Annotated in this window: 11 protein-coding genes; 2 read left to right on the top strand and 9 right to left on the bottom strand. The window is 73.0% G+C overall.

From position 1 onward, the window contains the following. Nucleotides 1-45: 45 nt before the first annotated feature. The 5 genes from ABZ885_RS03265 to ABZ885_RS03245 form a co-directional block, all read right to left on the bottom strand. The gene (locus tag ABZ885_RS03265; protein WP_360182824.1) at nucleotides 46-1,341 is read right to left on the bottom strand and encodes a DUF445 domain-containing protein; all 1,296 of its coding nucleotides are present in this window, start codon (nucleotides 1,339-1,341) and stop codon (nucleotides 46-48) included. A gap of 78 nt (nucleotides 1,342-1,419) precedes the next feature. After that, nucleotides 1,420-2,631, bottom strand: a complete 1,212-nt coding sequence (locus tag ABZ885_RS03260; protein WP_360182822.1) for a glycosyltransferase family 2 protein — start codon at nucleotides 2,629-2,631, stop codon at nucleotides 1,420-1,422. Nucleotides 2,632-2,835: 204 nt separating this feature from the next. Continuing rightward, nucleotides 2,836-3,795 (bottom strand): ATP-binding cassette domain-containing protein, encoded by a 960-nt coding sequence (locus ABZ885_RS03255; RefSeq protein WP_360182820.1) that lies wholly within the window; start codon nucleotides 3,793-3,795, stop codon nucleotides 2,836-2,838. Nucleotides 3,796-3,825: 30 nt separating this feature from the next. Continuing rightward, entirely contained in the window at nucleotides 3,826-4,590 is a 765-nt protein-coding gene (locus ABZ885_RS03250) for an ABC-2 family transporter protein (RefSeq protein WP_360182866.1), read from the bottom strand. Nucleotides 4,591-4,738: 148 nt separating this feature from the next. Further along, the gene (locus ABZ885_RS03245) at nucleotides 4,739-5,599 is read right to left on the bottom strand and encodes an ABC-2 family transporter protein (protein ID WP_360182818.1); all 861 of its coding nucleotides are present in this window, start codon (nucleotides 5,597-5,599) and stop codon (nucleotides 4,739-4,741) included. Between the two features lie 227 nt (nucleotides 5,600-5,826). Here ABZ885_RS03245 and ABZ885_RS03240 point away from each other — a divergent pair, with 227 nt between their 5' ends. Then, the gene (locus ABZ885_RS03240; RefSeq protein ID WP_360182816.1) at nucleotides 5,827-8,175 is read left to right on the top strand and encodes a transglycosylase domain-containing protein; all 2,349 of its coding nucleotides are present in this window, start codon (nucleotides 5,827-5,829) and stop codon (nucleotides 8,173-8,175) included. A 41-nt stretch (nucleotides 8,176-8,216) separates the two neighbouring features. Here the strand turns inward: ABZ885_RS03240 and ABZ885_RS03235 are convergent, their stop codons facing one another. The 3 genes from ABZ885_RS03235 to ABZ885_RS03225 all read right to left on the bottom strand — a co-directional run bounded on the left by ABZ885_RS03235 (nucleotide 8,217) and on the right by ABZ885_RS03225 (nucleotide 10,383). Further along, on the bottom strand, nucleotides 8,217-9,398 hold the full coding sequence (locus tag ABZ885_RS03235; RefSeq protein ID WP_360182814.1) for a winged helix DNA-binding domain-containing protein: 1,182 nt from the start codon (nucleotides 9,396-9,398) through the stop codon (nucleotides 8,217-8,219). Nucleotides 9,399-9,460: 62 nt separating this feature from the next. Further along, the gene (locus ABZ885_RS03230; RefSeq protein WP_360182864.1) at nucleotides 9,461-9,763 is read right to left on the bottom strand and encodes a co-chaperone GroES; all 303 of its coding nucleotides are present in this window, start codon (nucleotides 9,761-9,763) and stop codon (nucleotides 9,461-9,463) included. A gap of 290 nt (nucleotides 9,764-10,053) precedes the next feature. Continuing rightward, nucleotides 10,054-10,383 (bottom strand): DUF3618 domain-containing protein, encoded by a 330-nt coding sequence (locus tag ABZ885_RS03225; protein ID WP_360182812.1) that lies wholly within the window; start codon nucleotides 10,381-10,383, stop codon nucleotides 10,054-10,056. A gap of 145 nt (nucleotides 10,384-10,528) precedes the next feature. On the opposite strand from ABZ885_RS03225, the gene bcp reads away from it, so the two are divergent. After that, nucleotides 10,529-11,005, top strand: a complete 477-nt coding sequence (gene bcp / locus ABZ885_RS03220) for a thioredoxin-dependent thiol peroxidase (protein WP_360182810.1) — start codon at nucleotides 10,529-10,531, stop codon at nucleotides 11,003-11,005. A gap of 163 nt (nucleotides 11,006-11,168) precedes the next feature. Here bcp and ABZ885_RS03215 read toward each other — a convergent pair whose 3' ends face one another. Beyond that, complete coding sequence (locus ABZ885_RS03215; RefSeq protein ID WP_360182808.1) at nucleotides 11,169-13,595, bottom strand: glycosyl hydrolase family 18 protein; 2,427 nt, start codon at nucleotides 13,593-13,595, stop codon at nucleotides 11,169-11,171. Between the last annotated feature and the right edge of the window lie 21 nt (nucleotides 13,596-13,616).

Below are 13,616 nucleotides of genomic sequence, written 5' to 3'. Positions count from 1 at the left end.
TCTACGCGCGTATCGAGCAGTCTCCGCCAGGATAAGCACACCCGGCTAACCTCCGAGTGCGACCGCCACGCTGTGGATCAGCAGGCCCGCCATGGCGCCGACGACGGTGCCGTTGATCCGGATGAACTGGAGGTCGCGGCCCACGTTGGCCTCGATCTTGCGGGAGGCGTCGTCGGCGTCCCAGCCGGCCACCGTCTCGGAGATCAGCGAGGTGATCTCCGCCCGGTAGGTGTCGACCAGGTACTGGGCGGCGTCCTGGAGCCAGCCGTCCACCTTGGCCTGCAGCTTCCGGTCGGTCGCCAGGCGCGTGCCGAAGTCCCGCACGCCCTCGCGGATGCGCCGGCGCAGCTCGCTGTCCTCGTCCTCGGCGGCGTTCAGCACCAGGGTGCGGACCGCGGCCCAGGTGGAGGCGATCAGGTCCTGCACCTCGTGCCGGGCGAGCAGCTCGACCTTGGCCCGCTCGACCCGGGCGATGGTCTCCGGATCGGTCTGCAGCTCGGTGGCGAAGTCGGCGAGGAAGTTGTCGACGGCGCCGCGGGCCGGGTGCTCGGGGTCGTCGCGGATGTCGGTGACGAACCGCATCAGCTCCTTGTAGACCCGCTCGCCGACCTGGTGGTCGATGAACTTGGGCGTCCAGCCGGGGGTCTTCTGGGTGACCTTCCGGACCACGTCCTCGTGGTTCTCGGCCAGCCAGTCGTGCGCCCGGACGGCGACCAGGTCGACCACGCCGTGGTGACCGCCGTCGGCGACCACCTTGCCGAGCATCCGGCCCATCGGCTCGGCCACCGAGGTGGCGGCGGCCCGCCGGGTCACCGCCTCGCCGACGACCGCCTGCACGTCGTCGTCGCGCAGCACGGCGAGGACTCCGCGCAGCGCGGCCGAGGCCTCCCTGGTGACCCGCTCGGCGCTGCCGGGGGCGGCCAGCCACTCGCCCAGCCGGCGGGCGATGCCGAGCGCGGCGAGCCGGCTGCGCACCACGTGGCCGGAGAGGAAGTTGTCGCCGACGAAGTCGCCGAGCGACCGGCCGAAGACGTCCTTCTTGGTCGGAATGATCGCGGTGTGCGGGATCGGCAGGCCGAACGGGCGCCGGAACAGCGCGGTCACCGCGAACCAGTCGGCGAGGGCGCCGACCATGCCCGCCTCCGCGGCGGCCGCCACGTAGCCCGCCCAGGCGCCGGCGCCGGCCGCCTTCGCCCAGGTGGCCAGGGCGAAGACCAGCGTCGCGAAGGCCAGCAGGCCGGTCGCGATGGTCTTCATCCGGCGGACGCCGCGTCGCTTCTCCTCGTCGGCCGCGGTGAACCGGACTCCGGGGCCGGTCCCGCTGAAGGCTTCGTCGCTCACTCCGCCAGTCTGCCCGTTGCCCGGCGCGAGCGGACGGCGCGCCCCTCAACACGCGCCGCCCGTCCGCCCTGCGCGCGCCTACCGGCGGGTGCCCGCCGCGCGCAACGCCCCGACCAACGGGGACAGCCGGCGGCGCGCCCGGGCGGGCACCGCGCCGCGCCACAGCCGCCGGACGCGGGCGGGCGGCGCGGCCGCCGGGGGCTCGGGTGCCTCGTCGAGCAGGAACAGGTCGTCGGCGAGGCCGAGGCCGGGGTCCCGGAAGGCCGGGTAGCGCGCGTAGCGGCGGCGGCCTTCCGCATGCACCGGCGGGCCGCCGTGCGCGGCCTCGTAGCGGATCAGGTCGCGCAGGGCGTCCGTCCGGCCGGTGGCGGCGAGTTCGAGCCGCAGCCGGTCGGGCACCGGCAGCCGGTGGTATACCTCGCGGGCGCCGAACCGCCCGACCAGGCCCGCCACCCCGGCGAGGAGCTCGTGCTGCAGCCTGGCGGGGCGGTGCAGGAAGTCGCGCCGGAGCAGCCGGGACACCTCCCGGCCGAAGTACCGGGCCCGGATGGCGTCCAGCCCGCCGCCCTCGGGGGCCAGTTCGGCGGCCACGGAGAGCGCCGCCGCGGCCCCGCGCAGCCGGTCCAGGGCGGCGGCCGGGCGGGCGGCGCCGTCGTCGTCCCCGCGCAGCACCAGGTGGTGGTCGTGGCCGGCGAGGACGGAGACCCGGCGCGCGTGCAGGCAGGCGGCCAGGGCGAACAGCTGGGCCGAGCAGGCCTGCAGCTCCTCGTCCCGCGCCAGCCCGTGCCGTCGGACGAGGTCGAGGCGGAACAGCTCGTGACCGGTGAGCGCTTCGGCCAGCGCGGAGTCCGCGAAGCCGGCCGCGGCGGCCGACGCGCCGAAGCCGCCGGACGGCACCGGCCGGCCGTTCACGTCGATCCGCCGGGGGACGAGGACGTCGGACCCCCAGTCGTCGGCCGCCGTGACCATCCGGGCGAGCGCGTCGGCGCCCAGCCAGTCGCGGGCGCCGAGGAAGAGCACGTACCGGCCCCGGGCGAGGGCCAGGCCCCGGTTGGCGGGGGCGGCCGCGCCGCCGGAGGCGGGCTGGTGCAGGACGGTGAACAGGCCCGGGTGCCGGGCGGCGTAGCCGTCGAGGACGACGCCCCCGCCGTCGACCGAGCCGTCGTCGACCGCGATCACCTCCGGGCGGACCGGCCCGGCGGCCTGCCGGACCAGCGAGTCCAGGCAGGCGATCAGGTAGGGCATGGCGTTGTGGACCGCGATCACCACGGTCACATCGGGTGCGGTCATCGGGCGCTGTCCCTCCGGTACGCGGTCCGCCGAACGTGCGCCGGGCGGGCGGGACCCGCCGGGCGACGCAGGGTCAACTCGGCGGCGCTCCGCGGGTTACGCCCGCCACCCGCGCGGACGGCGGCCAGGGGGCGTGCACGAGCGTCGCGCGCCCGTGCCCGCCCCCTGTCGCCGTGATCCGCGCCCCCTGCGGTCACCGCAGGGTCAGCCGATCGCGACCTCCGCGTACATCCGGGCGATCACGTCCTCGATCGCGGGCTCGCGTACCGAGAGGTCGACCATCGGGTACCGGTCGGCGACGGCGGCCACGATCGGGGCGGCGCTCTGCTGGGCCGGGAAGGCCAGCCACTGCCGCGGGCCCTCGACCTTCACCACCCGCGCACCGGCCACCTCGATCGGCGGCCGGGCCTCGGCGAGGTCCACCACCAGGGTCCGCTCGCTCTCCCCGGCCGCGTGCAGCCCGTCCAGCCCGCCGTCGTAGACGACCCGCCCGTGGTCGATCACCATGACCCGGTCGCAGAGCTGCTCGATGTCGGTGAGGTCGTGCGTGGTGAGCAGCACGGTGGTGCCCTGCTCGCGGTTGACCTCGCGCAGGAAGTCGCGCACCCGGCCCTTGCTCACCACGTCCAGCCCGATGGTGGGCTCGTCCAGGTAGAGCACCTGCGGGTCGTGCAGCAGCGCCGCGGCGAGGTCCCCGCGCATCCGCTGGCCGAGCGAGAGCTGCCGCACCGGCGTGTCCAGCAGGCCGCCGAGGTCCAGCAGTTCGACGCAGCGTGAGAGGTTCTCCCGATATCGCCGGTCGGGGATGCGGTACAGCCGGCGGGCGAGTTCGTAGGAGTCGCGCAGCGGGAGGTCCCACCAGAGGGTGGTGCGCTGGCCGAAGACGACGCCGATCCGGCGGGCCAGCGCGACGCGTTCCCGGGCCGGGTCGACGCCGGCGACGCGCAGCCGCCCGCCGGTGGGCACCAGGATTCCGGTGAGCATCTTGATGGTGGTGGACTTGCCGGCGCCGTTCGGGCCGATGTAGCCGACGCATTCGCCGGACGCCACCGTGAAGGTCAGGCCGTCGACCGCGCGCACCTCGCGCTTCTCGCGCTTGAACCGGCCGGCCTTGGCGCGGACGGTGAAGGTGCGGCGGACGTCGTCGAGTTCGATCAGTGCCATGGGGGTTTCCGTTTCCCGAGGGGGTGGGGGTCAGCTGCCGGTGCCGCGGTAGGCCCGCAGCCCGGCGCGCCAGGCGAGGCCGGCCGCGGCGCAGCAGAGCACGGCGGCGACGGGCGAGGCGTACTGGAAGGCGGTGGGCAGGCCGAGCGGGTCGGGCCGGCCGAGGATGTGCAGGGCGGGCAGCCAGTTGACGAAGGCCAGCGGGACGCCGAAGACGACGCCGGCCACGAGTTCCTTGGCGAAGATGGTCGGCGGGTACTGCAGCAGGGTGGCCCCGCCGTAGGTGAGCGCGTTCTGCAGCTCACCGGCCTCGCCCCACCAGAACTGCACGGTGGCGCCGCCGATGAAGGCCGCCGAGAAGATGACGACGCCGCAGACCAGCAGGACGGGCACCAGCAGCACCCGGTCCGCGGTCCAGTGCACGTCGACGGCGGTGAGCGACCACACCAGGACCGCGGCGCCCTGCAGCGGCCGCCCGAGCCGGCGCAGGGTGAAGCGCTCGGCGCACAGCTGGGCCAGCGCCGGGGCGGGCCGGATCAGCATGGTGTCCAGGCTTCCGGTGCGGATCCGCTCGCCGAGCGCGTCGGCGGTGCCGACCAGCAGGTTGGCGCTGCCCAGCGCGAACGCCGACGTCCCGTACAGGAAGCCGAGTTCGGGCAGGGTCCAGCCGCCGAGGGCCCGGGTGTGCCGGAACATCACCAGGATGACGACGAAGTCGAGGAAGGTGATGACGGTGCTGGCCAGGGCCATCATCGCGAAGGAGAGCCGGTAGGACATGGTGGACCGGTTCCACATCGCGGCCACCAGCCACCAGGACCGGACCGCCCACCACGCCCTCGCGGGCAGCGTCGCGGGGCGGACGGCGATGCCGGTGTCGGTGTCGGTGTCGGTGCGGACGCCGGCGGTGGCGGCGGCGGTCGTGGCGGTCGTGGTGCGGACGGTGTCAGCCACCCTGGACCACCACCTTGCGGGTCGCCAGCAGCTGGACGCCGCGCCCGGCCGCGAGCAGCAGGACCGCCCAGAGCACCTGGAGGCCGAGCACGCCGACCAGCCCCGCGCCGGTGCGCCGCTCCAGCAGCACGTCCGTGGGGATCTGGATCAGCGCGGCCCAGGGCAGCACCGGGGCGACCTCGCCGAGCCACCCCGGGAAGAGGCCGAGCGGCAGCAGCATCCCGGAGAGGAACATCGACACCACCACCATGACCGAGCGGATCCCCTCCGCGTCCTGCAGCCAGAAGCCGGTGAGCGAGACCAGGAAGCGCAGCCCGAAGCTGACCACCACGGCGAGCAGGGCCGAGAGCAGGAACGCGGCCCAGACGGACGGGTCGTGCGGCAGCCGGATGTCGAAGACGAGGCTGCCGGCCACCAGCGGCAGCACGCCGCGGGAGAGCAGTTGGAAGGCGGCCCGGCCGAGGTCGGTGGCCAGCCACCAGCCCTGGAAGTCGACCGGCCGGTAGAGGTCGACCACGATGTCGCCCTTGCGGAACCGCTCCTGGAGGTCGTCCTGGAAGCCGCCGCCGAAGACCGCGACGGCGACCAGCAGGCCCTGGCTGATCCAGATGTAGGTGACGGCCTGGGCGGTGTCGTAGCCGCCGAGGCCGGGCCTGGCCTGCCAGAGGGCGAGGAAGGTGTAGGCCAGGATGAAGCCGAACACGGTGTTGGTGAAGACGCCGGCCAGGGTGGCGGCCCGGTAGGTGGAGTACCGGCGGAACGCGCCGCGGGCGACCGCGAGGTAGAGGCGGGCGGCGCCGCCGGGATCCGGAGGGGGCCCGAGCTGCGGCTCGGCCTGGACAGTGATCGGCATATTGTCTCCTTGTCGACAAATACGAGCAGACAGGTGCGCACGGCAGCACACGCGCACGCCGGACCGGCTCCGACCGTCCCCACCCCGGGGGTACCGGGCCGGGCGGGCGGAGCTGCTCACCTGAGTGCGCTATGTGGTTTGCACCTTTCACCGTACCGCCGACGATCAGCAGCCGCACGCGGTTTTCCCACCACCTGATCGCGGATCAAATAGCACATAATCGCGGCATGACCTTGAGCGCAGACCACCGCACCCGACGCCAGGCCAAGCGGGCCGCCCGTCGCGAAGCGCGCCGCGCCAAGTCGTTCTGGCGCCGGCTGCTGCCCACCTGGCGGGTCACCCTCGGCGCACTCACCGCCGTCCTGCTCCTGGCCGTCGGCTCCTTCGCCGTGCTCTACCTCATCGTCCCGGTCCCCGACCCCAACGCCCACGCGGTCGCCCAGAACAACATCTACCTCTACGCCGACGGCACCACCGAGATCGCCCGCACCGGCGCCGTCAACCGCACCGACGTGACGATCACCCAGATCCCCCCGGACCTCCAGCACGCCGTCGTCTCCGCCGAGGACCGCACCTTCTACCAGAACCGCGGCATCGACCTGAAGGGCATGGTCCGGGCCGGCTGGAACACCCTCCTCGGCAAGGGCATGCAGGGCGGTTCCACCATCACCCAGCAGTACGTCAAGAACTACTACCTGACCCAGGACCAGACCATCGAGCGCAAGGGCCGCGAACTCTTCATCGCCCTCAAGGTCGACCAGCAGCGCGGCAAGGACGAGATCCTCTCCGGCTACCTCAACAGCAGCTACTTCGGCCGCGGCGCCTACGGCATCCAGAGCGCCGCCCACGCCTACTACGGCGTCGACGTCTCCCAGCTCACCCTCCCCCAGGGCGCCTACCTCGCCGCCCTGCTCCAGGCCCCCAGCCTCTACGACGTCAAGACCGCCACCCCCGCCAACCGCGAGAAGGCCGTCGCCCGCTGGAACTACGCCCTCGACGGCATGGTCCAGCTCGGCTTCCTCACCACCGCCGACCGCGCCGCCATCACCTTCCCCGAACCCGTCGACCCCCAGCCCGCCACCGGCCTCAGCGGCCAGGCCGGCTACCTGGTCGGCGTCGCCGACGACTACCTCGTCTCCTCCGGCATCATCGACACCCCCACCCTCAAGGCCGGCGGCTGGCGCATCACCACCACCTTCGACAAGGCCAAGCAGGACGCCTTCACCCGCGCCGTCCAGCAGGAACTCACCGAGGAACTCGACCCCGCCAAGCGCCCCGCCACCGACACCGACGTCCGCGTCGCCGGCGCCTCCGTCGAACCCGGCACCGGCCGCGTCGTCGCCGTCTACGGCGGCCCCGACTACGCCAAGCAGCCCTACAACGACGCCCTCCGCCAGGACAACCAGATCGGCTCCACCTTCAAGCCCATCGACCTCGCCGCCGGCCTCAACTCCGGCCGCAGCAGCGGCGACGGCCTGCCGATCACCACCGAGACCCGCTACGACGGCACCAGCGAACGCCCCGTCACCGGCGGCCCCACCCCCTACGCACCGCCCAACGAGGACGACACCGACTACGGCAACATCACCCTGCGCTACGCCATGACGAAGTCCGTCAACTCGGTGTACGCCCAGGAGGGCGTCGACGCCGGACTCGCCCACGTCCGCGAGACCGCCATCCGGCTCGGCATCCCCGACAACGTCAAGGGCATGGACCCGGCCAACACCTCGATGACCCTCGGCACCGCCACCCCGAGCGCGCTCAACCTCGCCGGAGCCTATGCCGCCTTCGCCAACCACGGCCAGGCGTACACCCCGTGGTCCGTCACCAAGCTCGAACGCGTCCACAGCGGCGGCGCCATCGACGTCCCCAAGATGCCCGACCACGTCCCCACCAGCGCCGTCGACCGCGGCACCGCCGACGCCGTCACCGACGTCCTGCGCGACGTCGTCAGCCCGCGCGGCACCGGCGCCGCCGCCCTCGAACTCGGCCGCCCCGCCGCCGGCAAGACCGGCACCACCGACTCCAACCTGTCCGCCTGGTTCGCCGGTTACACCCCCGAACTCACCACCACCGTCGGACTCTTCCGGGAGAACCCGAAGACCCACGCCAAGGAACCGCTCTCCGGCACCGCCGGCTACACCCGGATCAACGGCGGCGCCTTCCCCACCCAGATCTGGACCGCCTACATGGCCGACGTCCTGGAAGGCACCGACGTCCACCAGTTCGACCTCCAGCCCAGCCGCGGCAACACCCAGCCGAGCACCCCCACCACCACCGCCCCGGCCACGCCCGCCACCACACCGCCGACGACGGCCGGCACCCCCACCACGCGCCCCAGCGCCCCGGCCCCCGTCACCCCCGCACCGCAGCAGCCCGCCACCCCGAGCAGCCGGCCCACCGAGACCCAGCCGCCCGCCCCCAACCCGCAGCCGACCCTCCCGCCCCTGCCGACCCCCACCCCCGAACCGCCGGCCACCCCCACCAGCCGGCCCACCACCGCCCGGCCCACCGCACCGGCCGCCACGACGCCCCCGCCGCCCGTCGGCGACCAGGCCACCCCGCCCGCCCGCTGAGCGGGAGCGGGCGGCTCACCTGGACGGCTGGAACCGGCGGCTCAGGCCACCAACTCGCGCTCCAACGGCGTCCGGAACCGCGGCGTCACCCGCACCTCCCCCAACCAGCCCGACAACCGCGCCGCCTCCACCGCGACCGCCGCCTCCGCCTCCGCCTGAGCACCGACGTCCGCGAACAACCGCCAGACCACCTCACCGTCCGCCCGCTGCGCCCAGCCGCCCACCACCCGGCCGCACCACCACACCGTCGGCCCCGCGTTCCCCGCCCGGTCGAACAGCGCCGGAACGTCCTCCGGCCGCAGGTACCAGTCCCGCCCGCGCCAGCCCATCACCGTCGGATCCAACGCAGGCAGCAACGCCGCCCACGGCTCCGGCTCCGCCACCGGCTCCTCGTCCCCCGGCAGCACCAGACCCGCCGCACCCCCGGCCAGCACCACGTCCACCGCGCCCACGTCCGCCAGCGCCCTGCGGGTGTCCCCCAGCGTCCAGCCGGTCCACCACTTCACGTCCTCGACCGTGGCCGGCCCGTACGCCGCCAGCCAGCGCCGCACCACCTCCGCCTTGGCCTCCCGCACCGGCACGTCCGGCCACTGCGGCACCGGCGCCCACGGATAGCTGCTGCTCAGCCACGACCCGCGCGGCCGGCACCGGCGCACGTGCCCGTCCGAGGCCAGCAGCCGCAGCAGCCGGCTGCCCACGCTCTGCTTCGCCTCGTACGGCTTCCCCGCCGACATCAGCATCGTCTCGCGCAGGGCCGGCACGTCCGCACCGAGCTCGCTCGTCGTCGCCTCCCCGCGCCGCTCCAGCGCGGCCAGCACCGCCCGCTCCGTCTCGGCGAGCCGCGGCTCGTCCCACCCCTCGGCGAACTCGCGCAGGTGCTTCAGCAGCGTCGCCCGCTCCTTGACCGCGATCGCCCGCGCGGTGGACGCGCTCACGAACGGCGCGAACTCCTCCGTCACGGCGAAGATCGTCCGCCGCATCGACAGCAGCTTCACCAGCGAGACGTCCTCGTACAGCGCCCGCTCGACCTCCGCCGCCGACGGCCCGGCCAGCCGCGCACAGGCCGACAGGTAGACCGTCGCGGCATCCGTGGCGTGCAGCCCGGCCACCGCGTCCGCCACCTGCTCGACGCGCTCCGCCCGGGCCGACGGCGCCAGCAGGTGCCGCCGGCCGGCCCGGGCCCGCCGCTGTTCGTCACCGATCGAAGGCACACGGCTGCTCATGCCGGGACCATAACCCCCGCCACCGACAATCCGGGGCAGCAGACGGGTCAGAGGTACCCGGGTCAGAGGTACAGCCCGGTCGAGCCCTCCGTGTCGCCGAAGCGCATCGCCGCGACGGCGTGCAGGTCGCGCTCGCGAAGCAGCACGTAGCTGGCGCCGCGGACCTCGACCTCCAGCTTGTCCTCCGGGTCGTACAGCACGCGGTCGCCCGGCTCCACCGAGCGGACGCTCTGGCCCACCGCGACGGCCTCCGCCCAGGCGCAGCGCTTGGACAGCTCGGCGGTCGCCGGGATGAGGATGCCGCCGGTCGAGCGGCGCTCGCCCTCGCCGCCCTCGGTCTTCACCAGCACGCGGTCGTGCAGCATCTTGATCGGCAGCTTCTCGCCCAGCCGGTCGTGACGCGGCGAGTCGTGCTCGGTCGACAAGGTCTGCGGGGTCGGTTCGTCGTTCGTACTCACGACCCCGAAGGTACCGCCCCCGGGCCCGCGGCGTGACGCTGGCCCGGTCCGCGGCAGGCGGGGGCCGGGCGGCGGGGCGTCCGGGCCGACCGGGCGCGACGGGCGCGGGCACGAGAAGGGACCGCGCACGAGAACGGGCCGGACATGCGAAGGGGCCGGGCGCCCACCGGCGCCCGGCCCCACGGGAACCCGCCCGCTCAGTCCTTGCGGCGCTTGCGGCTCGACGCGACCAGCAGCACCAGGCCGACGCCGACCAGCGCCACCGGGACGACCCGCTCCTTGCGCGGCTGCCCCTTCTCGTCCACGAACTTCTCCACCAGCCCGCTGGCCGCCACGTACGCCCGGCCGGCCCGCTCCTCCATGGCGGCCACGGCCTTCGCCTTGACCTGGGCGGAGACGGTGCTCGGGTGCACGCGCATGGCCAGCTCGTCCAGGGTCGCCGCCAGCTGGGTGCGGGTCCGCGCGATGTCCGCCTCGATCTGGGCGGTCGTCCGCGCCGACTGGTCCTTCGTGCTCGCCTCGCCCACTCGGGCCACCCCAATTCACTGATGTTGTCCTGTTGCGACTGACCCAGTTTGTCAGTTGCCAAGAGCGGCCGCGCGGCCCCACCCACCATCGGAGGTAAGTTTGCCGTGGTACGACCACCCCGCCCACGCACCAGGAGAGTCCCCCGTGACTGAGCGCCTCCAGCCCGGCGACACCGCGCCCGCCTTCACCCTGTCCGACGCGGACGGCAACCAGGTCTCGCTGGCCGACCACCTCGGCCGCAAGGTGATCGTCTACTTCTACCCCGCCGCGCTCACCCCGGGCTGCACCAAGCAGGCCTGCGACTTCACCGACAACCTGGAGGTCTTCGCCGGCGCCGGGTACGACGTCATCGGCATCTCCCCGGACAAGCCGGAGAAGCTCGGCAGGTTCCGCGAGGCCGAGGACCTCAAGGTCACCCTGCTCTCCGACCCGGACCACGCCGTGCTGGAGGCCTACGCCGCCTACGGCGAGAAGCAGAACTACGGCCGCACCTACCAGGGCGTGATCCGCTCCACCGTGATCGTGGACGAGCAGGGCAAGGTCGAGCGCGCCCTCTACAACGTCAAGGCCACCGGCCACGTCGCCAAGCTGCTGCGCGACCTCAAGGTCGAGGCGGCCTGAGCCTGCGAGCGCCGCGCCCACCCCGGGTGCGGCGCTCTTCGCCGCGCTGCGGGCGGACGTCGGGCAGCAGCCCCGCGCGCTCCGCGAAAACGCAGCGGTGACGGCGCACCCCCCGACCGGGTGCACCGCCACCGCCGTCCTTCACCTCGGTGGACCGCCGTCGTCAGCAGGCCCCGAGGTCACTCCAGACGCCCCACGCACCGCTCGCGGAGGGGTCGTCGCCCTTGGTCCACCACTTGTTCTGGTAGTAGTGGTCCTTCCACGACACCTTGATGGTGGTCGCGTAGGTGGTGCCCGCGTCCCAGACCGGAGCGCCCGTGCAGCCGGCCGGGGTGGTCGGCGGGGTCGTGGGGGGAGTCGTGGGCGGCGTCGTCGGGGGCGTCGTGGGCGGCGTGGTCGGAGGCGTCGTGCCGCCGTCCACCGCGCCACGGCTCAGGTCGCCCTTCAGGCCGTACAGCGTGCCACCGACGTTCACCGTCCAGTTCGACGGCGTCGACACCGGCAGGTAGTAGACGAAGTCCAGGTCGACCGACGCGCCCGGCGCCAGCGACTGCCAGCCCGGCAGCTTCACCGACACCCGGTTGTAGGTGCCCTTGAGACCGCCCACGTTGCCCGGACCGGGATTGTCCTGCCTGATGACGGTCAGCCCGAAGCCGGACTGGTCCTTCGCGTTGCCCGGAGCCGAGTTGCTGTAGTCGAACTGGAACTCGGTGCCGCCCGGCAGGGTCACCGTCGAGTTGTTGACGATGTGGATCTTCGGGTTGATCGGGTAGTTCGAGTCGCCCAGCGCGAAGTTGGTGAACGACACGTCGACCGGCAGGGTCTGCTGCGGCAGCGCGGTCGTCGAACGGACCGCACCGTACGGCGAGGCCGCCTTGAACTTGTCGTACATCAGCGAGGTCAGCGTCGAGCCCGGCACGTACTGGCCCTTGCCGCCGTTGGCGGCCGCGTCCCACTTGTAGTCGCCCGCGAGCTCCCAGATCATCGCGCCGCCGGCACCCTGGTTGACGATGTAGTCCGCCTTGGCGCCCACCGACTGCTCGTCCTCGGTGGAGAGGAAGACCTTCTTGGTGTCGTTCCACAGCCACGGCGCCACCAGGGCGGAGCTGTAGTTGCGGGTGTACGTGCCCTGCAGCGCGGTGTCGGTCACGCCGTACGCGGAGAGGTAGTCGGGCACGATGCCCTTCTCCAGGTTCTTCGCGTGCCACATCGGGTTCGAGCCGGCCGGGGACTCCTTGCCCGCGTCGTCCTTGTCGTTCCAGATGTTGTCGATGCCGACCGCGCCGTCACCGCACGCCGTCAGACCCGAGCCCACCGGGCAGGTGGTCGCCGACGCGGTGCCCCAGAGGCCGTTGGTGCCGCCCGTCACGTTCTTGAACCCGCGGGTGTAGTACGGCAGGCCGACGTTGATCCGGCCGCCCGGCATCGCCCCGCGGAAGTAGTGGTACGACCAGTCCGCGTTCAGGTACCCGATCCCGCCGTACTGGCCGGTGCCGTACACGTTGGCCGCCGCCAGCTCGCCGTCCTTGCCGTCGTCGAACAGCGAGGCGTTCGGGCCGACGTACTTGTTCCAGGCGCCGTGCAGGTCGTACGACATGATGTTGACGTAGTCCAGGTACTGCGCCACCTGGAAGGTCTCCATGCCGCGCAGCAGGTAGCCGGACGACGGGGCCGCGACCGAGAGCAGGTAGTGCCTGCCGTCGGCGGCGCCCGCCCGGTCCAGCTTCTCCCGCAGCGTCTTCATCAGCGCCGCGTACCCCTTGGCCAGCGAACCGCGCTTGGCGTTGGCCAGCTGCCAGTCCAGCGGGTTGCCCGCGTCCTTCATCGAGGTCGGGTACTCGTAGTCGATGTCGACGCCGTTGAAGCCGTACTTCTTGACGAAGTCGACCGCCGAGGCGGCGAAGGTGTCGATGCCCGCCTGGTTGACGCTGCCGTCCGGGTTGACGGTCATCGAGTAGAAGCCGCCGGAGTCGACCCGCTTGCCGTCGTCACCGAAGTACCCGCCGGTCTCGGTCCAACCGCCCACCGAGATCATGGTCTTGACGTTCGGGTACTGCTTCTTGAACTTCGTCAGCAGGTTGAAGTGCCCCTTGTAGGGCAGCGACGGGTCCAGCTCGGCACCGGGCACACCCGGGAAGGAGATCCCGGTGGCCTCGTTCTTGTCGCCGTCGGTGCCGACGGAGATCTTGTTGTCGCCGCCGACGTGCCCGAACGCGTAGTTCAGGTGGGTGACCTTGTCCCAGGGGACGTCGCTCACCAGGTACGGCCGGGTGCCGTCCTTGCCGGTGCGCCAGCCGGTGAAGTAGCCGATGATGCGGCGCTGGTGGTCCGCGCCCATCTTCTCGCGGCCCGCGGTGTCGTAGACGCTGCAGTACGGGACGTCCACCCCGGGAGTCTGGTACATGCCGTCCGGGCGGCAGGCCGCGTTGTCGACGGTCGCGGACGCCTGCGAGGGCGCCGCGCCCAGCGTCGCCACCAGCAGGCCGGCCAGACCGGCCGCCGCCAGCGAGGCCAGACCCGCCCGTGCGGCCGGGCTCTTGGAGTGACGGGCGGCGGTGGGACGCCGCTCCGCCGTGGATCGGATCAACACTCGGTCCTCCGGGAGAGAGTG

The sequence above is a fragment of the Kitasatospora sp. NPDC047058 genome (assembly GCF_040643935.1).
Taxonomy (GTDB): Bacteria; Actinomycetota; Actinomycetes; order Streptomycetales; family Streptomycetaceae; genus Kitasatospora.
The sequence above is the reverse complement of the archived record's forward strand: the minus strand, read 5'-3'. Positions and strand labels throughout refer to the sequence as shown.

Excerpts from the sequence above, each read along its gene's own strand:
- ABZ885_RS03260 (WP_360182822.1), bottom strand. The coding sequence starts at position 2,631 with ATGACCGCACCCGATGTGACCGTGGTGATCGCGGTCCACAACGCCATG.
- ABZ885_RS03255 (WP_360182820.1), bottom strand. The coding sequence starts at position 3,795 with ATGGCACTGATCGAACTCGACGACGTCCGCCGCACCTTCACCGTCCGC.
- ABZ885_RS03250 (WP_360182866.1), bottom strand. The coding sequence starts at position 4,590 with ATGTGGAACCGGTCCACCATGTCCTACCGGCTCTCCTTCGCGATGATG.
- ABZ885_RS03245 (WP_360182818.1), bottom strand. The coding sequence starts at position 5,599 with ATGCCGATCACTGTCCAGGCCGAGCCGCAGCTCGGGCCCCCTCCGGAT.
- ABZ885_RS03240 (WP_360182816.1), top strand. The coding sequence starts at position 5,827 with ATGACCTTGAGCGCAGACCACCGCACCCGACGCCAGGCCAAGCGGGCC.
- ABZ885_RS03235 (WP_360182814.1), bottom strand. The coding sequence starts at position 9,398 with ATGAGCAGCCGTGTGCCTTCGATCGGTGACGAACAGCGGCGGGCCCGG.
- ABZ885_RS03230 (WP_360182864.1), bottom strand. The coding sequence starts at position 9,763 with ATGCTGCACGACCGCGTGCTGGTGAAGACCGAGGGCGGCGAGGGCGAG.